Source organism: Rhizobium sp. GCM10022189 (genome assembly GCF_042656325.1).
GTDB lineage: Bacteria > Pseudomonadota > Alphaproteobacteria > Rhizobiales > Rhizobiaceae > Rhizobium.
The window spans coordinates 77429-96149 of sequence record NZ_JBHSOR010000058.1 but is presented as its reverse complement, the minus strand read 5'-3'; the positions used below and the strand labels follow the sequence as shown (position 1 = coordinate 96149).

Genomic DNA, 18721 nt, shown 5'->3' with positions numbered 1-18721 from the left:
ATGACCTGGTCCATCGTTGCCCGCGATCCCGACACCGGCTACCTCGGCATTGCCGTCGCCACCCGCTTCTTTGCGGTTGGCGGCCTGGTGCCGCATATTCGCGGCGGCATCGGCGCGGTCGCGACCCAGGCCTTCGTCAGCCCGCTCTACGGCACCGACGGACTGGCTCTGTTGGCCGCCGGCAAGGCGCCGGACGATATCATTACCGAACTGACCGCTCGCGATGCCGGCCGCGACCAGCGCCAGCTGCACCTGATTGACGGCAAGGGCCGCAACGCAGCCTTTACCGGCGCAAGATGCATAGACTGGGCCGGTCACCTGCTCGATGACAATGTCTCGGTCGCCGGCAATATGCTGGCCGGCCCCGATGTCGTTGCCGAAACGCTTGCCACCTACAAGAAGGCGATGGACAAGCCCTTCATCGAGCGCCTGCTCGAAGCCATGCAGGCCGGCGAGGATGCCGGCGGCGACAAACGTGGCAGACAATCCGCAGCCCTCCTCGTCCATCGCGATCAGGACTATCCCTGGCTCAGCATCCGTGCCGACGACCATCCCGATCCGCTCGCCGAACTGCGCCGGCTCTATGCGGTGGCACAGGAGCGTTACATGCACGTGGCCGAAACCATGGCGACGAAGGCCAATCCGAACGGGATGATTGACAGGCGCGAGATCGATGAAAAGATCGCAGCGCTGGAGGCGGCGCGTGTTGCGGAGGGGCGCCCGTCGGCCTCCTTCGCCACACCTTTGAAGACCTGAAAGCCCGATCACCAGGCGCAAGACAACAAGGGAACGACATGACCGATCAGCCTGCAGCATCCATCTCTCCGGTTCTTTCCGTCCGGAACCTGACGACCTCGTTTCTCGCTGACGGCGAATGGAAATCCGTCGTCAGCAACGTCTCCTTCGATGTCATGCCGGGCGAAACGGTCGCGATCGTCGGTGAAAGCGGGTCCGGCAAGAGCGTCACTTCGCTTTCCATCATGCGCCTGCTCGCCAAAGGCTCGAGCCGCGTCGAAGGCAGCATCAGGCTCAATGGCCGCGATATCCTTTCGCTTTCCGACAAGGAGATGCGGGCAATACGCGGCAAGGATGCGGCGATGATCTTTCAGGAGCCGATGACCAGCCTGAATCCGATCTTCACCATCGGCAGGCAGATTTCCGAGGCGCTCACCTGCCACGGCGACATCAGCAAGGCTGACGCGCGCGCCGAAACCATCCGCCTTCTGGAGAAGGTGCGCATCCCCAACGCCGCGTCCCGGTTCGACGAATATCCGCACCAGTTCTCCGGCGGCATGCGCCAGCGTGTGATGATCGCGATGGCGCTCGCCTCGAGGCCGAAACTGTTGATCGCCGACGAACCGACCACCGCGCTCGACGTCACCATCCAGGGCCAGATCCTCGACCTCATCAAGATACTGCAGGAGGAAGAGGGCATGTCCGTTCTCTTCATCACCCACGACATGGGTGTTGTCGCCGAGATCGCCGACCGCACGATTGTCATGTATCGCGGCGAGGCCGTCGAAACCGGCACGACCGACGACATTTTCAACCGTGGCAAACATCCCTATACGCGCGCCCTGCTTTCTGCCGTGCCGCGCCTCGGCTCGATGGACGGCCGCAAGTGGCCGTTGCGCTTCCCCGTTGTCGATACGGCAACCGGCGAGCGGCGTGAGCCGGCGGAGGTCGCCGAAACCGTCGATCGTCGCAAGACACCGATCCTCGAAGTGAAGAACCTTGTGACCCGTTTCGACATTCGCGGCGGTCTCTTCGGCCGCAGGACCGGCGCCATCCATGCCGTGGAGGACGTTTCCTTCGACCTCTTCCAGGGCGAGACGCTGGCGCTCGTCGGCGAATCCGGCTGCGGCAAGTCCACGACCGGCCGGTCGATTACCCGCCTCGTGCAGCCGAACGCCGGCTCCGTCAGCCTCGACGGCTATGACGTGCTGAACCTCGATGCGATCAGCCTGCGCAATATGCGCCGCAGCATCCAGATGATCTTCCAGGACCCCTTCGCCAGCCTCAATCCGCGCATGACGGTCGGTGCGGCCGTCGCCGAACCTTTCACCGAACATGGCCTTGGCACCCGCGCGCAGGCGCGGGACAAGGCGGCCGACCTGCTCGAACGCGTCGGCCTGAAGCCGGATATGATGAAGCGCTACCCGCATGAATTCTCCGGCGGCCAGCGCCAGCGCATCTGCATTGCCCGCGCCCTTGCTCTCGACCCGAAGGTCATCGTCGCCGATGAAAGCGTCTCGGCTCTCGATGTCTCGATCAAGGCGCAGGTCTGCAACCTGCTGATGGACCTGCAGCAGAGCCTGAATCTCGCCTTCCTGTTCATCTCCCATGACATGGCCGTCGTCGAACGTGTCAGCCACCGTGTTGCCGTCATGTATCTCGGTGAGATCGTCGAGATCGGCCCGCGCGAAGAGCTGTTCCGCAATCCGCAGCACCCCTACACCAAAAAGCTGATGGCAGCCGTCCCCGTACCCGACCCCGCGCGCCGCGGCATCCGCCGCAACCTCGGCACCGACGAGCTGAAAAGCCCTGTCCGCCCGGTGGGTTACGTCCCGCCGAAACGCCAGTATCGCGAAGTCGCGGCCGGCCATCTGGTCCGGATGGAGGAAGCCGCCTGAATTAGTCCGGGCGGTCTAGGCGGCTGCCCGAAGAGGGCAGGTAAAAGCAGGAAATGGACCGCCCCGGTAGGATGCTATGTAATCCGTTTTGCTGCATCGCTTATATTATTTATTCCAGATATTATTTCACTGAGAATTATTAACGCCAATGGCGGCCGTTTGTGTTCTCTTATCCCTACGAATCAAAAAGGTTTGATTTGCGTGGGGGCAGCCACCATGTTGAACCATGGGGCGATAGAACAGTTGGGCAGGAGCACATGCTGCAACGGATTGAAGACATTGATGCCGCGCTAGTCGACAGGCTGCAGCATTCAGCGTTCAAGTATTTCCTGAAATATTCCAATCCTGAAAACGGCCTTGTACCGGACACGTCGATCCCGGGCGTCCCGGCCAGCATTGCCGCAATCGGCTTCGGGCTTTCCTCCTATCCGGTTGGCGTCGAGCGCGGCTGGATCAGCCGCGAAGAGGCCGCCGAGCGTGTGTTCAATACGCTGCATTTCTTCGCCAACGCCAAGCAGGGCACGGAACGCCACGCGACCGGGCATCGCGGCTTCTTCTACCACTTCCTGCACGTGGACACCGGCAATCGCGCCTGGAACAGCGAACTTTCGACCATCGATACCGCTCTGCTCGTCGCCGGCATCCTGACCGCCGCACAATATTTCGACGGCGAAGATCAGACCGAAACCGAGATCCGCGCGCTCGCGAAATTCATCTATGAGCGCATCGACTGGCGCTGGGCGCTGAACAAGGGCGATTGCATCTCGATGGGCTGGAAGCCGTCTTCCGGCTTCCTGCGCTGGCGCTATCACGGCTTCGACGAGGCGATCATTCTCTACACGCTCGCGCTGGCTTCGCCGACGCACCCGATCCCGCAGTCGTCCTACGATGCCTTCACGGCAAGCTATTCGTGGATGATCTTCAACGAACAGCCCTACCTCTACGCCGGCCCGCTCTTCATCCATCTCTTCTCCCATGCCTGGATCGACTTCCGCGGCATCCAGGACAAGCCGATGCTCGAGAGGAACTGGGATTATTTCCGCAACACGCAGGTCGTCATCAACGTCCAGCGCGATTATGCCGAACGCAACCCCGGCCAGTTCGTCGGCTACAGCAAGGATATCTGGGGCTTTACCGCCTGCGATGGCCCGCCGCCGACGCGGCGCATGCGCGGCGGCCGCAGCCCGAAAGTTCTGGGCTATGCTGCCCGTGGCGCTCCGCTCGGTCCCGATGACGGCACGATCGCGCCCTGGGCGGCCCTTGCCTGCCTGCCTTACGACCGGCAGGCCGCTATCGACGGCACCAAGGCACTGCTGACCACCTATCCGAACCTGCTGCTGGAAGGCGGCTTCCCTGGCGGCTTCAACCCGACAGTCCAGACCAAGCGGCCGGAAGGCTGGGTCGATGACCGCACCGTCGCCATCGATCAGGGCCTTCTCGTCATGACCGTCGAGAACGACCGTTCCGACTTCATCTGGAAGCTGATGCGCAAGAACCCGATCATCCGCCTCGGCCTCGAGCGGGCCGGCTTCACCGGCGGCTGGCTGGCCGGCGAGGAATCGGAAGAACTGGCTCTGAAGGCAGGCTAAGCAATTCCAGCAAAAGCGTGCAGCGGTTTTGCGTCCGGAATTGCGTTAAACAAAAGAAAGAGCATTTTCGGGTTTCGAGAAAAACGGAAATACGCTGACCCTACCGCACAAAGACATGTGCTTTGCCGGCGATATCGAGGCGGACAAGATCGCCCCGCGCCGGCAATGCGACGCTTGAGGTCTTGATCAGGATCGGCGGAAGGGCGACAGCCGCAAGCGACACCGCCACCGTGCAGGTCGCTCCACCGAATTCCACGTCCACGACACGCCCGCCATATTTCGCGTTGGCCTCGTCGACGACGACGCGGATCTGCTCCGGCCGCAGCATGATTTCCGCCTTGCCCTGATGGGCTCCTTCGACCGGCACGTTGCCGAGCGCGCAATCGGCAAAACCATTCTTGATGATCGCCGGCAGCATCACGGCATCGCCAAGGAAAAGGGCGGTCTCGCGATCCCGCGGCTTGAGGTAGAGCGTCTGCGGCGTTCCGGCCTGCACCAGTTTCCCTTCGCGCAGCACCGCCACCTGATCGGCAAAGGACAGCGCTTCACCCTGGTCATGGGTGACGAGAACGGCCGTGATACCTGCCGCCTGCAGCACGCGGGCGACCGCCTTGCGCATGTTTTCCCTGAGCCCCGTATCCAATGCCGAAAACGGCTCGTCGAGCAGCATCAGGCGCGGCCGGCGGCCGAGCGCGCGGGCAAGCGCCACACGCTGCTGCTGACCGCCCGAAAGCTGGTGCGGGCGGCGATCCAGCATGCTGTTTTCCAGCTCCACCATCTCAAGAAGCTCGCGAATGCGCGTTTCGCGATCCGGCGCACCACGCTCGAAGCCGAAGCCGATATTTTCTGCGACACTCAGATGCGGAAAAAGGGCACCATCCTGGGAAACGATGCCGATGCCGCGCTTATGGGCGGGCACGCAGGCCGGACCGTCGGCCAGCACCTCGCCATCCAGCGTCACGCGGCCGGCATCAGGCTGTTCGAAGCCGGCAATGATGCGCAAGAGCGTCGTCTTGCCGGAACCGGAGGGACCGACGACAGCAGTGCGGCTGCCCGCCTGCACTTCAAGCGAGATATCCTTCAGCGCCTGAACCGTGCCGTAGCGCTTGCTGATAGTATCGATCGTAAGCAGCGTCATTGGCCGGCAGTCCGTTTCGATTGGGCATAGAGCATGAGGGTAAGCGGGAACGACAGCACGACCATCATCAACGCGTAAGGCGCCGCAGAGACATAGTCGATTTCGCTCGTCAGCGACCAGAATTTCGTCGCCAGCGTATCGACACCGTTCGGCGACAGCATCAGCGTCGCCGTCAATTCATTGGTGATGCCGAGCGCGACAAGCGCCACGCTGGCGGCGGCTCCGGGTGCCGCGAGCCGCATGGTGATCTGCCTGACCGCCTGTCCGGGCGTACGGCCAAGCCCCATCGCCGCCCGCTCCAGTTCGACGGGCGCCTGCGCGATGCTGGCGCGCAGGCCGACCATTGCGCGCGGCAGGAAGAGCAGCACATAGGCGACGAGCAGCGTCGCGAAGGTCTGGTAGAGCGGCAGGACAAGGCGAACGGTAATCGAAACCAGCGCCAGCGCCACAACGACGCCCGGCAGCGAACCGACATAATAGTGGCAGGCCTCAAGGATGCGCTGAAGGCGGCCCGGCGCACGCACCGACAGCCAGGCCATGGGGGCCGCAACGATCGTCGTCAGCACACCGCCGGCAAGAGCAAGGACAATGGTCTGCACGAAGGCGCTCACCAGGTCGATGCGCCAGATGCCGAGCCCGCCGAGATAAAGCCAGCGCCCGAGTGTCACCAGCGGCACGCCGAGCGTCAGTACCGCAAGGGCGATCGGCAGCGCTATGGCGGGCACCACGAACCAGCCGAGCCGGCGGCGATCGGCAGGACGCGCCGAACCGGAGCCGACACGCGCATAACGCTCGGTACCGCGCAGCAGGATCTCGACGCCGAGCAGGAACAGGCAGCAGGCGACAAGCACGCCGCCGAGCATGTTGGAAGCCGGACTGTTATAGGAAGACTGGAACTGATCGACGATCGCGGTTGCAAACGTGTCGAAGCGGATCATCACGAACAACCCGTATTCCGACAGGAGGTGCAACGCAATCAGCAGCGAGCCGCCGCAAATCGCAAGGCGAAGCTGCGGCAGGATCGTGCGGAAGAACACGCGCCACGGATCGAGGCCAAGCGAGGCGGCGGCATCCTCGATTGCCGGGTCGAACCGGCGCAGTGCCGCAGCAACCGGCAGGTAGAGGAAGGGGTAATAGGCAAGCACCGAAACGAAGACGCCGCTCTGCAGCCCGCGCATGCCCGGAAGCAGGCTCACCCAGGCATAGGAATGGACAAAGGCCGGCACGGCGAGCGGCGCGATGGCGAGCCATGCCCAGAGCCGCGCGAAGGGAATGTCCGTACGTTCCGTCAGCCAGGCGAGCGTGACGGCAAGGACGATCGACAGCGGAATGGTGATCGATTCCAGAAGCACCGTATTGACGAGAAGCTCGCCGACGCGCGGGCGGAAGACCAGCGTCTTCACCGTTTCCCAGCCCACATCGTAAGTCACCCAGGCGATGAAGCCGAGCGGCACGAGGCTGAAGATCGCCACAACGGACGCGAGGAGAACGACGGAAGCGTGCGGCATGCGTCCACGCGGCAAAACCAGTCGCGTGGCCCTGGGTGCCACCGGCGCCCTATTGCCGGATGCAAGCAATCTATTGTCCTGCAGCAAGGCCGATGCCTTCACACGCTGAAAAAGGAAGGCAACCGCCTTTCATGGCGGTTGCCGGATTTCGTCATGCCCTAAGGTTTTCTTGAGCCAAAAGCAATAGTTTTGGCGGGAAATAGCCTGCGGCAGAAAGGCTTAGATGAGGCCGGCGGCCGTCATCAGCTCCACGACCTTCTTGCTGTCCAGCGTCGAAGCTTCGACTTTCGGTGCGTCGAGATCGGCAAGCGGCGTGAGCTTGTCGTTGGAGGCCGCATCCTTGCCGATGGCATATTCATAGGAATCGCCGTCCTTGAGGATTGCCTGGCCCGCCTTGCTGGTAAGGAACTTCAGGAAGGCCTGGGCTTCCTTCATGTGCTGCGTGGACTTCAGGATACCGCCGCCCGAAACGGAAACGAAAGCGCCCGGATCCTGGTTCTTGAAATAATGCAGGCCGACATTCTTGCTGTTTTCGCCGGTCTTCGCCTGATCGCCGAACCAGTAGTAGTGATAGATGATCGCGCCTTCGACCTCACCGGCATTGACGGCCTTCATGGCAACGCTGTTGCCCTTGTAGGGGGTGGCGTTGTCCTTGAGGCCCTTCAGCCATGCCTTGGTGGCATCCTCGCCCTTCAGCTGCAGCAGGGCTGCCACGATGGCTTGGAAGTCGGCACCGGCCGGAGCTGCACCCCAGCGGCCCTTCCAGGCCGGGTCCTGAAGGTCGAGCATCGACTTCGGCAGCTTGTCTTCGGAAAGCTTCGTCTTGTCATAGGCAAAAACAGTCGTGCGGGCGGCGATGCCGGTCCACATGCCGTCGGCGGGGCGATACTGCTCCGGAACCTGATCCAGCGTATCCTTCTCGATCGGCGCGAACAGGCCGGCGCCGTCGACCAGCGTCATGGCCGGCGAGTTTTCGGTCAGGAACACGTCCGCAGGCGAGGCATCGCCTTCCTGGATGATCTGGTTGGCGAACTGCATGTCGCTGCCCTGGCGCATGGTGACCTTGATACCGGTCTCCTTGGTGAAGGCATCGATCCATTCACGGCCGAGGCTTTCGTGCTGGGCGTTGTAAACGACAATGCCTTCGGACTCCTGCGCATTGGCACTGCCTGCAAGCGCGGTCGCGGCAAGGAGCGAAGCGACAAGCGCGAACGCGCCGGAAAGTCGGTTAAGAGCAATTTTCATGATGGCCTCCGTAGCGATGTCACCCGAATTCCCCAGGGGTGATGGCAGCCGTATATTTTTGTTGACTGATTACTTCAAGTTTCAACGGCAAAATAGGCATCACATTATCTTGACTCAATTTTTCATCTTGGCGGGAATAAATCCAGATTTCGCCAAAAAAGGCGACGTTCCGGGAACGCCGCCTTCAACAATTTTGTTGCCTGTCTTACTCGACGTCGAACTTGACGCCCTGCGCCAGCGGCAGGGTCCGGCCGTAATTGACGGTGTTGGTGGAACGCCGCATATAGGCCTTCCAGGCGTCCGAACCGGATTCGCGACCGCCGCCGGTTTCCTTCTCGCCGCCGAAGGCGCCGCCGATTTCGGCGCCGGAAGGGCCGATATTGACGTTGGCGATCCCGCAATCCGAACCGCGCGAGGAGAGGAAGGTCTCGGCCTCACGCATGTTGTTGGTGAAGATCGAGGACGACAGGCCCTGCGGCACGGCATTGTGCAGCTCCAGCACGGCGTCGAAATCACTGTATTTGATGACATAGAGGATCGGCGCGAAAGTTTCGTGCTCGACCGGGCCGGTCTGCTCCGGCATTTCGACGAGAGCCGGGCGAACATAGAAGGCTTCCGCCGACCCGTTCTCGACCCGCTCGCCACCGACGACGGTGCCGCCGGCAGCCTTGGCCTGGCCGAGGGCCGCCTGCATTTTCTCGAAGGCCTGCCCGTCGATCAGCGGCCCGACCAGCGTGCCGGCTTCCAGCGGATTGCCGATCGTGACCGACCCGTAGGCCTTCTTCAGACGCGGCACGAGCTGGTCATAGACGCTCTCATGCACGAAAAGACGGCGCAGCGTCGTGCAGCGCTGACCGGCCGTGCCCATGGCCGCGAAGGCAACGCCGCGCAACGTCAGGTCAAGATCGGCGGTCGGGCAGACGATAGCGGCATTGTTGCCGCCGAGTTCCAGGATAGCGCGGGCGAAACGCTGGGACAGGCGCGGGCCGACGGCACGGCCCATGGCGGTGGAGCCGGTAGCGGAAACGAGCGGGATCTTCGGATGATCGACAAGCACTTCGCCGATCTCGCGGCCGCCGATCAAAAGCGTCGAGAGATTGGCCGGCGCAGAGCCGCCTTCGGCAACGAACCGCTTCAGCGCCTTCTCGAACAGCGCCTGCACGGCAAGGGCGGTCAGCGGCGTCTTTTCGGAAGGCTTCCAGACGGTGGAATTGCCGCAGACGATGGCGAGTGCCGCATTCCACGACCAGACGGCGACCGGAAAATTGAAGGCCGAGATGATGCCGATGGCGCCAAGCGGATGCCAGCTTTCCATCATGCGGTGCTCGGCACGCTCCGTGGCGATGGTCAGGCCGTAGAGCTGGCGGGAAAGGCCGACCGCGAAATCGCAGATATCGATCATTTCCTGCACTTCGCCGAGGCCTTCGGAGGTGATCTTGCCGACTTCGATCGAGACCAGCCGGCCGAGTGCCGTCTTGGAGGCGCGCAATTCTTCGCCGAGCAGGCGCACCAGCTCGCCGCGCTTCGGCGCCGGAACCGCCCGCCATTCGAGGAAGGCCTTATGCGCCGCGTCGATCGCCGCCTTGGCATCCGCGACGGAATGTTCCTTCAGCTTGCCGATTTCCTTGCCCGTGATCGGTGAGGTGACGGAAAGCGTGCCGCCGCCATAGCTCCTGGCATCGACGCCGAGATCGGCAAGCAGCTTGGCGGTTTCGGTGGCGAGATCGAGGACGGCGATGTTCATTGTCTTGGTTCCAGTCTTGTTGTTCTCAGAAACGGGCATCGGCGAAATGGGCGACCTGAGCGCCGGCTTCGTACCACAATTCCTTAAGCCCGCGGAAGCTCGGCTCACGGGGGTCGGTCAGCGGCAAGGGCAGATCCGCCTCGGCCATGTGGCCAAGAATATGCTGCGCCAAAGTGCGGCCGAATACCGTGCCGGGCGCGATCCCGCGGCCATTATAGCCCGAAAACCCGATGACGTTGGGCGCGAATTTGTGGAAGCGCGGCAGGGCATTGTCGGTCATGCCGATCTGCCCGTACCACTCGCATTCGAAATCGACATCGCCAATCTCGGGAAAGAGCCGCTTCAGCGCGCGTTTGGCCCAGCCCTTATGCACGGAAAGGCCGGTATTGCGCAGCGCCCCGACACTGCCGAAGACGAGCCGGCCCGCCTGATCCATGCGGAAGGAGGAAAGGATTTCCTTCGTATCCCACACGCCTTCGCGATTGGGCAGGATCGACCGGCGCAGATTGTGGCCGAGCGGCACGGTGGCGAAGTTGAAATAGGGCAGAAATACCTGTTCGTTGCGCACCAGCTCCCAGGGGCCGGTGCTGTAGGCATCGGTCGCCACGACAATCCAGTCGGCGCTCACCTGTCCGCGCGCCGTCTTCACCACCCAGCGGCTGCCTTGCCGCTCGGTTGCAATGACGGGGCTTGCGGTGTGCAGCACGACGCCCGCCTTCTGCGCGGCATGGGCAAGCCCGCGCGCATAGGCCAGCGGCTGCAGCGTGCCGGCCCGCATGTCGAGCAGCGACCCGGCATAGGCATTCGTGCCGATACGCTTTGCCGTCTCGTTCGCATCCAGGAGCGTGACCGGCGCGCCCCGCGCCGACCACTGCTTGTAACGCTCCTCGACTTCCTTCAGCCCATCGGCGCCAACCGCGCAATGCAGCGTGCCCTGCTTCTCCAGCTCGCAGGCGATACCGTGCTTTTCGATCAGGTCCATCACCAGCCGTGGCGCGTTGCCGAGCAGGTCGAGCAGTCGTTCGCCATAAACAGGACCAAGAACACCCGGCAAATCGTCGGGCATGACCCACATGCCGGCATTGATGAGGCCGACATTGCGACCGGCTCCGCCGAAGCCGATTTCCTTGGCTTCAAGCAGCACGACCCGCGATCCGGCCTCAGCCAGATGCAGCCCCGAGGAAAGGCCGGTATAGCCACCGCCGACGATGACGACATCGGCCTCTGCAACGCCTTCCAGCGCGGATGTAAGCGGCGGCTGAGGAGCGGTCTTTTCCCACAGGCCGTGGGAGCGCGGATCATTGAGCATCGGACAGTCCAGTCAGGATCGAATTCGGCACTCTAGCGCCGCTCCCGCACCGGCGGAAGCGGCCAAATATCAGGCCACGGTCTTCAGCTTCAGGCCGGAAAGGCCAAGCTCTTCCATCGCCGTTTCAAGCGAGGCGGCTTGCAGCGCGCCATAGAGCGCGAGTTCGTCCTGCACATCGGCGCCAAGCGCTGCCTCGAAGGCGGCGCGGTTGGAGCGTGTCGCGTAATTCTGCTGCTGGTCCGTGCCGAGATTCGACTGGAAGATACCGGCCGCGCTGACCGGCAGGAAATCCTCGTAGACGATAGGATCGAAACGCAGATAACCCCTGGCAATCAGGACGTCCGGATCGGATGGCAGCTGCCCCTTTGCTGCGATTCCTTGGGGCGTGGCCGAATAGCGGAAGAAGGCAAGCCCTTCGCGCCTGAGTTCCTCCCAGCTGTCCGGCAGCGCCTTGAACCGTTCGGCAAGCTCGGCATCGTAATCGCTGGCCTTGGCACCGGATGCGCCGACCTGCACTTCGCCGCGCACCGAGGCAAGCAACTGGTCGTAGAGCGCCCGGCCCCTGGCCGTCAGTGCCACGCCACGTTGTTCGATTTCGCCGAAACGGGCGGTATGCGTGCCTGATGTCGTCCCGGTCGCGCCGGAAAAAGCGATCGGCTCTTCCAGAGCCTTGAAGCTCGTCTGCCGCAGCAGGATATCGCAATTGCGCCGCGGCGGGCCTTCGATGACGGCCTTGGGCGTAATGCCGCGTTCCGGCATGCGCCGCTGCACCTCGTCGATATCGAGCGTGCGGGGCGTCAGGTGGTTGATATGCGGCCCTTTGAAGCTGACGACATCGGCGATGAGGCGATGCGCATCATGCAGGCGTTTGTAGGTCTCGGCGCTGACGGTCGCCGCACCATGCCAGCGGAAGGTTTCCAGTGCCTCGGCGACGAATTCCGTCGCCTCCGCCTCCGTCAGCCCGCCGGCCGTCTCATACTGCTCAATGAGGGCGATGGCGCGCGGCGTGTAGATCTGCCGCTTGGCGAGAATGGCCGCGGCTTCGGCGCGCAACGCCTGATCCTCGATCAGCTCCAGCCGCAGAAGCGAAGTGAAGACACGGAACGGATTGACGTTCAGCGCCGCTTCCTCGACCGGCCTGAAGCAGGTGGAATGCACGGGGACGCCGGCCACCGAGAGGTCGTAATAGCCGACCGGCCGCATGCCCATCACGGCAAAGAGGCGGCGGATGGTGAAAAGTTCTGCGGCCGTTCCAAGACGGATTGCGCCATGGCGCTCGACATCGATGCGCTCGAGTTCGCCTGCACGCCGAAGTCGCTCGCTGAGTTCCTGGTCTTTCGCGAGGACTTCGGCGTTGACCTCCCCCACAAGCTCGATCAGCGTGCCGTATTGCGGCACTTCCGTCCGGTACATCTGCGACATGGCTTCCGTAAAGAGCGAACGGATGCGATCGGTCGAGACGAAAGCGCCGGGCATGGGGGAACTCCGCGTTCATTCCAATTTTGCAGGATGAAGTTCTTTACAAGCGCGCTCATCTTATGAATATCGACGTTTCGGAAATAGTTCATTCTGATATGGAATGATTATGCTTGCACCCAGGCGTTTTTTGCCGTCGACGTCCCATCTGGCCGCCTTCGAGGCGGTCGCCCGCAACGGCAGCGTAACCGCAGCCGCGCGAGAACTCGACCTGACGCAGAGCGCCGTCAGCCGCCAGATCAAGGCACTGGAGGAGCAGCTCGGCGTCGAACTTTTCCTGCGCGAGCGCCAGACGGTGCGGCTTACCCTTGCCGGCGATGCCTATGCGCGGGAAATCCGCGAGGCGCTGCGGCGCATCTCCAGCGCTTCGCTTAACCTGCGCGCCAACCCGCACGGCGGCACGCTGAACCTGGCCATTCTGCCGACCTTCGGTACGCGCTGGCTGGCGCCGCGCCTCGGCCGCTTCCTTTCCGCCAATCCGGGTGTGACGATCAATCTCGTCACCCGGCTGTCCTCCTTCGATTTCCGCCTCGATTCCATCGATGCCGCCATCCATTTCGGCCATCCCCACTGGCCGGGTGCGGAACTCGCCTTCCTGATGTCGGAACGCACGCTGCCCGCCTGCAGCCCGGATTTCCTGAAGCGCAATGCGATCTCCCGGCCGGAAGACCTGTTGACGGTGCCGCTCCTGCATCTGACGACCCGCCCCGACGCGTGGGAGCGCTGGTTTGCCGACAATGGCGTCGCCTTCGAAAGCGTACACGGCATGCTGTTCGACCAGTTTGCCACGGCAGCGCAGGCGGCGATCGCCGGCCTTGGCATTGCCCTGCTGCCGACTTTCCTCATGCAGGAGGAACTCAAGCGCGGCGATCTCGTGGCCGCCCTCGACAGGGAGACGGAAAGCCGCGAGCGCTACTATCTCGCCTTTCCGCCGGAACGCGCCGATTACGCCCCGCTTGCCGCCTTCCGCGACTGGATCGTCACCGAGGCCCGTTCGGGTTCTGAAACGTAAGGAAGGCTTGCATCGCGGCGGCGGTTTCGACCATTATGCGCGCCATCAGAATTCGATGCAGGAAATTCCCATGAAGCCGATCTTCGTCCAGCTCCAGTGCGCCCCGGGCAAGACCTACGAAGTTGCCGACGCCATCTACAAGACCGAACTGGTCTCGGAGCTCTACTCGACATCAGGCAATTACGACCTGCTGCTCAAGGTCTACATCGAAGAGGGCCAGGATATCGGCAAGTTCATCAACGACAACATCGCCAACATCCCCGGCATCGTTCGTTCCCTGACGACATTGACCTTCAAGGCGTTCTGAACCGGTTAACCCTTTTGCTAATAAACCCGGCCCCGAAACGCCCTTATAAACTGCGCCTTAAGCACGGTCATGGCTGATAATTCCCACAAAAAACAGGTGGGAAATGTCCGTCTCCATGATAGAGACCCTTCAACACAGGGCGCAGCCAAAAGCTGCCCCCCTCATCGTGCATGTCGTCCGGCAATTCCTGCCGAACCGCGGCGGGATGGAAGATGTGGTCGCCAATCTCGCGCGCCAGACGTTGAAACGCGGATTTCGCGTTCGCGTCGTCACGCTCGATTCTCTTTTTGTGGCTCCGGAAAACAGGCTTCCGGCACGCGAAACGATTGACGGCATCGACGTCGTCCGTATCCCCTGGTCCGGCAGCAGCCGCTATCCGCTGGCGCCGCAGGTCTTTCACCATATCGGCGATGCCGACCTCATCCATGTTCATGCCATAGACTTCTTTTTCGACGCACTTGCCTGGGGCAGCTTCCTGCACCGCAAGCCGATGGTCGTGACCACCCATGGCGGCTTCTTTCACACGAAGAAATACCTTGTCATCAAGAAGATCTGGTTCACGACGCTGACGCGGCTCTCGGCAACGGCCTATCGACAGGTCGTCTGCTGCAGCGCGTCCGACCTCAACCAGTTCATCCGGATCGTTCCTGACGGCATTACCATCGAAAATGGCGCCGACATCGGCAAGTTTGCCGACGTTGCCTCGCGCCAGCCCGAAAGGCGCATCGTCACGATCGGGCGCTTCTCCGTGAACAAGCGGCTCGATCACCTGCTGGATGCCGCAGCCGTGCTCGTCAAACGCCATCCCGGCTGGCATCTCGATATCGTCGGCGCCGAATCCGATCTCAATGCCGCCGATCTCAGGCGTGAAATCGCCGAACGGTCGCTGCAGGACGCCGTCACGCTCGCCATCTCGCCCGACAACCAGGCGATCCGCGACATCATTGCCAGGGCATCTCTCTTTGCTTCCGCCTCGGAATATGAAGGTTTCGGCCTCGTCGCGCTGGAAGCGATGAGTGCCGGCCTGCTGCCGGTCCTGAATGCCAACGACGCCTATCGTTCGTTGGCTGGACGCCACGAGGCGATCGTCCTTGCCGACTTCACGCGACCGGACGCAGCCGCGAGCGCGATCGAAGAGGCCTATCAGAAGTTTGCCGCCGAGGGCCTGGCCCTGCGCAGGAGCCTCATGGAAGCCGCAAACGCCTATTCCTGGGATGCGGTCGCAGAGCGCTATATCGACCTTTATCGGTCAATCGGGATCATCGCCTAGAACAGTTCCGCTTTCGTCAAGCCGCGGAAGCGCTCCATCTCCGTCTTTTCATGGGATTCCAGACGCAGGGCGCACGGCAAGTCTGCTGGCGTGATCCGGAAGATCAGGAAATCTCAGGCCTTCGCCAGCCGGACGATCTCGTCCAGCACCAGCTTGCGCGATTCCGGCGGCGTCAGGTTGTGATCGGCGTCCTGCAGCATCACCAGCCGCACATTCGGATGCCGGGCAAACTTGTGACCGCGTGGACCGAAATGGAAGTACATGTGGTCGAGGCCGACATCGCCTTCGCTGTAGATCAGCGTCAGCGGCACCTTGCGTCTGCCGAGCACAGCGAAGGACTGGCGCACCTGACGCGCGACGTGGCGGCGGCCCGGGATAAGCTCGACGAGCGGCGCAATACGCGGCGACAGCCGGCGCCCGACTGCAATGAAGATATTCTGCAGGGCTGCGATCACATCGACCTCGCCACGGAACAGCCGCTTGACCGTGTCGAGCCGCATCATCCGCTGGCCGTAATCGTCGACGCTTCGCGGGACGGAGACGACATGCTCGCGCCGCACCGGCATCTCGGGGTCCCAGTAGTAGACGAAGGGATTGATGGAAACGATCGCCTTCAGCCGCTCATCCTCGATGCCTGCGCGCAGCGCCACATAACCGCCGCTGCAGCGGCCCGCAACCATGATCGGCCCGGCCACGAAGCTTTCCAGGAGATCGAGCGAGGCGAGCGCATCTTCCGTCTGCGTCGCGGAATAGAGAACTTGCTCGGGCGCATCCGGGCGCGGAACGCTGTCGCCGACATTGGCGGAATCGAAACGCAGGGAAACGACGCCCTGACGCGCAAGCTCACGCGCCATATCGACGGTCGTGCGACCCCAACCGGCATGCCGGTCATAGGCCGTCGACATGAAGAGCACGGCATTGCCCTTGATCTCGCCCTGAGGCCGGCTGACGACACCGATGAGATGCTGGAAAGCGCCGAAACGAACCGGGATTTCCTCAAAACCGTCACCCACGAGCGGCGGGTTTTCGATCGCCTGGACCGAGTGCCCGGCAGACGCTGCAAACGTCGTCGTTTCGACGAGCCATTCGCTGAGCAGTTTGACGACCGCCATCGGCGTCTTGGCAAAGAGCGGGTTGGTGACCAGCTCGTCGTAACCTTCGAAGACGCGCTGCTCGACATTGCCGCCAAGCGCCTTCAGGGCATCGGCGAAGGCCGTGTCGTCGGCCCGAACCGGGCGTTCGAGGATGAGGTAGTTCGGCGCTCCCAGGCCCTGCGGCGAGCTGATGTTGAGCTTGCCGATTTCCGCTGCGATCGTGTCCGGCAGGGTCAGGCCCGCGATCTGGACCTGGGCGCTCGGCGCATGCTCCTTACCGAGACCGAGGTCGGCATGGATGATCCGCGACCACATGTTGATTTCGCGCAGATGGCCTCTGCCGCTCAGAACCGGCGCGAGCAGAACGATGCTGTCGACGCCCTCGATCTCATGGCCGGTCAGGTGGGCAAGCGTGCCGCCGAGACCCTGGCCGACAAGAATGACCTGCGAGCAACCGCTGAGCGCCTTCAGCCGCGCGGCGGCCGCGCCAATGCAATTCTTCCAGATTGCAAGGCTGGGTGTCTCGTCGCCGAAATCGAGCGCGTCACCCGTGCCCGTATAGTCGAAACGCAGGCTCGGCACGCCAATGTCGGAAAAATGCTCGGCTGCCACACGATAGAATTTCCGTGTGCACATTTCCTCGAAACCCCAGGGACTGACGAAGAGAACGGCAGCCGAACGTTTCGCCACGCCAGCCTTTTCCGGCATGAAGAGGCCGATCGTCCGGTCGAAGACAACAGGAAGAGCCGCCGCGCGGCCGGCGCCTTCTGCGGGCTCGCGCGAGAATTCTTCGTTGAGCGGCTTCTTCTCTTCCCCTTCTGGCGACGGGGTGATGAAATTGACCGCGCGCCTCGCCGGTCCCTGCAACAGCGCGGGCATCTTGTCGAGGATCGAGCGCAGCACGTGGATGTCTTCGGCCGGAACGGCACGAAGGACTTTCAGCGCAGCAAAATAGGCGAACGTGCCGGCGACGATCGCCGCGACAAGACCGATCGGCCCCTGCGCAAGCTCGAGCGCAGCAATAGCGCCGCAAGCGCAGAATAGAGCGGCGACAAAAATCTTCGCAAGGCTGAGATATAGGCCGGAAAGCTGAGTTCCGAAGCCCGTTTGTCTGACCATCATTACCGACATCGCAACAAATACGGCTATGCGCACGAGCGCGGCACCCTCGGCAGCCAGACTAGGTACGATGAGTAAACAACCCACTACCATCAGGAGGCCACCTATCACACTGATTTTCAACCGCACATTGGCCTTCTCGATGGAAAGCAGGTATAGGCTGAGAACCTGCATGAACGTATAGGCCGGTGCGACGAGCGCAAGCAGGGCGACAACCCCGCCGCTTCGGTCGAAAGCTTCGCCGAAGACCACATGCACCAGTTGGCTGGAGATCGCCGCAAGGCCGAGGCTCATGGGCAGCACGATATAGGCCATGCTGCGGATAACAGCGGCAAAGGCTTCGACCGGGAATTTCAGATCGGCGCTGGTATGCCGCCGTTCCGAATAATAGGGCAGCAGGCTGCCGCTCATCTGGATCGGAAGCTGCAGCGCGATATTGGCAATCGACAGGCCCGCGGCATAGAAGCCGACCATTTCCACAGACCAGAACTGCTGCAGAAAAAGCAGCTCGATACGATTGAGGAAGATCGAATCGATGATGAATTGCATCGACAGGATTACCGAAGACGAGGCCAGGTATTTGAGGGAAACGCCGCAACGATCGCGCCGGGCAAAAAGAATGGGCAGGGTGGCGATGAAAAGCACGAGCTGGCCGAGCGCATAACCGACGAGCACACCCTCGACCCCGTAGAAGACCGCACCGACGGCCACGCCCGCAAGCTGGAAAACCGAGACGATCAGCGTCAGCTGGAAGAAAGTGCCGAGCCGCTTTTCACCGATGAGGTAGAATTTGACGAAAGAGCCGATTGCCTGAATGAAGAAGAGGACGCCCGTCACAAGCGCTACCGAGGGGGCGGTATCGGCCCAGTGCATTTCCTCCGATGTCAGGAAGAACAGGGCATAAAGCCCAAGCAAGACCAGCGTGGAGCAGACCATGAACGTGACCAGGATCGAGGCAAAGCCCCTCCGCTGATCGAGGCTGTAGCCCTGCGCCGAGAGCTGCGGCAGCGTCTTCAGAAGCGTGATGCTGGAGCCGAGTTCGGCAATCGAGGCACCGGTGACGACGAGCCAGAGCGAGAAGGCGACGATACCGTTGGCCTCAGGTCCGAGCAGGCGCGCGGTTATGATCGAGGACACGAACCCCGTTATCAGAAGCAACATCCCCGCTGCCGCATTCATCACTGAGTTTGCGATAATGCCCTTCGACATCCGTCCATCCACTGGGGGCCGCATCGCGGCCGAAAACAAGCCATCTCTAGAGTGGAAATATTAAAATA

Annotated in this window: 13 protein-coding genes; 6 read left to right on the top strand and 7 right to left on the bottom strand. The window is 62.3% G+C overall.

All coding sequences use genetic code 11. The annotated features are described in order from the left end of the window. The 3 genes from ACFPWW_RS29425 to ACFPWW_RS29415 all read left to right on the top strand — a co-directional run bounded on the left by ACFPWW_RS29425 (position 1) and on the right by ACFPWW_RS29415 (position 4222). Entirely contained in the window at positions 1–756 is a 756-nt protein-coding gene (locus ACFPWW_RS29425; protein ID WP_112702670.1) for a DUF1028 domain-containing protein, read from the top strand. Positions 757–794: 38 nt separating this feature from the next. Further along, complete coding sequence (locus ACFPWW_RS29420) at positions 795–2633, top strand: ABC transporter ATP-binding protein (RefSeq protein WP_377314729.1); 1839 nt, start codon at positions 795–797, stop codon at positions 2631–2633. Positions 2634–2890: 257 nt separating this feature from the next. Continuing rightward, entirely contained in the window at positions 2891–4222 is a 1332-nt protein-coding gene (locus ACFPWW_RS29415; RefSeq protein WP_377314727.1) for a glucoamylase family protein, read from the top strand. 100 nt (positions 4223–4322) lie between these two features. Here the strand turns inward: ACFPWW_RS29415 and ACFPWW_RS29410 are convergent, their stop codons facing one another. From ACFPWW_RS29410 to ACFPWW_RS29385, 6 genes are all read right to left on the bottom strand, one after another. Beyond that, positions 4323–5360 carry an ABC transporter ATP-binding protein gene (locus tag ACFPWW_RS29410; RefSeq protein WP_112757020.1) on the bottom strand — a complete coding sequence of 346 codons (1038 nt, stop codon included), beginning with the start codon at positions 5358–5360 and terminating at the stop codon, positions 4323–4325. Continuing rightward, a complete protein-coding gene (locus ACFPWW_RS29405; protein WP_112564524.1) occupies positions 5357–6937 on the bottom strand; it encodes an ABC transporter permease in 1581 nt (526 codons plus the stop codon). Before ACFPWW_RS29405 ends, ACFPWW_RS29410 begins: the two co-directional genes overlap by 4 nt. 150 nt (positions 6938–7087) lie before the next feature. Next, positions 7088–8113, bottom strand: coding sequence for an iron ABC transporter substrate-binding protein (locus tag ACFPWW_RS29400; RefSeq protein ID WP_112564421.1), 1026 nt, complete (start codon positions 8111–8113; stop codon positions 7088–7090). A gap of 205 nt (positions 8114–8318) precedes the next feature. Continuing rightward, positions 8319–9857 (bottom strand): aldehyde dehydrogenase family protein, encoded by a 1539-nt coding sequence (locus tag ACFPWW_RS29395; RefSeq protein WP_112702676.1) that lies wholly within the window; start codon positions 9855–9857, stop codon positions 8319–8321. 25 nt (positions 9858–9882) lie between these two features. Beyond that, positions 9883–11166 carry an NAD(P)/FAD-dependent oxidoreductase gene (locus ACFPWW_RS29390; RefSeq protein WP_377314724.1) on the bottom strand — a complete coding sequence of 428 codons (1284 nt, stop codon included), beginning with the start codon at positions 11164–11166 and terminating at the stop codon, positions 9883–9885. Between the two features lie 69 nt (positions 11167–11235). Continuing rightward, positions 11236–12642: a VOC family protein gene (locus tag ACFPWW_RS29385; RefSeq protein WP_377314722.1), complete on the bottom strand. Its 1407-nt coding sequence runs from the start codon at positions 12640–12642 to the stop codon at positions 11236–11238. 103 nt (positions 12643–12745) lie between these two features. On the opposite strand from ACFPWW_RS29385, the gene ACFPWW_RS29380 reads away from it, so the two are divergent. The 3 genes from ACFPWW_RS29380 (at position 12746) to ACFPWW_RS29370 (ending at position 15231) form a co-directional block, all read left to right on the top strand. Continuing rightward, positions 12746–13654, top strand: a complete 909-nt coding sequence (locus tag ACFPWW_RS29380) for a LysR family transcriptional regulator (protein ID WP_377314720.1) — start codon at positions 12746–12748, stop codon at positions 13652–13654. Positions 13655–13724: 70 nt separating this feature from the next. Continuing rightward, entirely contained in the window at positions 13725–13961 is a 237-nt protein-coding gene (locus ACFPWW_RS29375; protein ID WP_007825394.1) for an Lrp/AsnC ligand binding domain-containing protein, read from the top strand. Between the two features lie 103 nt (positions 13962–14064). Next, positions 14065–15231, top strand: a complete 1167-nt coding sequence (locus ACFPWW_RS29370; RefSeq protein ID WP_377314717.1) for a glycosyltransferase family 4 protein — start codon at positions 14065–14067, stop codon at positions 15229–15231. Positions 15232–15344: 113 nt separating this feature from the next. Here ACFPWW_RS29370 and ACFPWW_RS29365 read toward each other — a convergent pair whose 3' ends face one another. Beyond that, a complete protein-coding gene (locus tag ACFPWW_RS29365; RefSeq protein ID WP_377314715.1) occupies positions 15345–18653 on the bottom strand; it encodes an oligosaccharide flippase family protein in 3309 nt (1102 codons plus the stop codon). Between the last annotated feature and the right edge of the window lie 68 nt (positions 18654–18721).

Excerpts from the sequence above, each read along its gene's own strand:
- ACFPWW_RS29370 (WP_377314717.1), top strand. The coding sequence starts at position 14,065 with ATGTCCGTCTCCATGATAGAGACCCTTCAACACAGGGCGCAGCCAAAA.
- ACFPWW_RS29390 (WP_377314724.1), bottom strand. The coding sequence starts at position 11,166 with ATGCTCAATGATCCGCGCTCCCACGGCCTGTGGGAAAAGACCGCTCCT.
- ACFPWW_RS29375 (WP_007825394.1), top strand. The coding sequence starts at position 13,725 with ATGAAGCCGATCTTCGTCCAGCTCCAGTGCGCCCCGGGCAAGACCTAC.
- ACFPWW_RS29385 (WP_377314722.1), bottom strand. The coding sequence starts at position 12,642 with ATGCCCGGCGCTTTCGTCTCGACCGATCGCATCCGTTCGCTCTTTACG.
- ACFPWW_RS29425 (WP_112702670.1), top strand. The coding sequence starts at position 1 with ATGACCTGGTCCATCGTTGCCCGCGATCCCGACACCGGCTACCTCGGC.
- ACFPWW_RS29380 (WP_377314720.1), top strand. The coding sequence starts at position 12,746 with ATGATTATGCTTGCACCCAGGCGTTTTTTGCCGTCGACGTCCCATCTG.
- ACFPWW_RS29410 (WP_112757020.1), bottom strand. The coding sequence starts at position 5,360 with ATGACGCTGCTTACGATCGATACTATCAGCAAGCGCTACGGCACGGTT.
- ACFPWW_RS29420 (WP_377314729.1), top strand. The coding sequence starts at position 795 with ATGACCGATCAGCCTGCAGCATCCATCTCTCCGGTTCTTTCCGTCCGG.
- ACFPWW_RS29395 (WP_112702676.1), bottom strand. The coding sequence starts at position 9,857 with ATGAACATCGCCGTCCTCGATCTCGCCACCGAAACCGCCAAGCTGCTT.
- ACFPWW_RS29365 (WP_377314715.1), bottom strand. The coding sequence starts at position 18,653 with ATGTCGAAGGGCATTATCGCAAACTCAGTGATGAATGCGGCAGCGGGG.
- ACFPWW_RS29415 (WP_377314727.1), top strand. The coding sequence starts at position 2,891 with ATGCTGCAACGGATTGAAGACATTGATGCCGCGCTAGTCGACAGGCTG.
- ACFPWW_RS29400 (WP_112564421.1), bottom strand. The coding sequence starts at position 8,113 with ATGAAAATTGCTCTTAACCGACTTTCCGGCGCGTTCGCGCTTGTCGCT.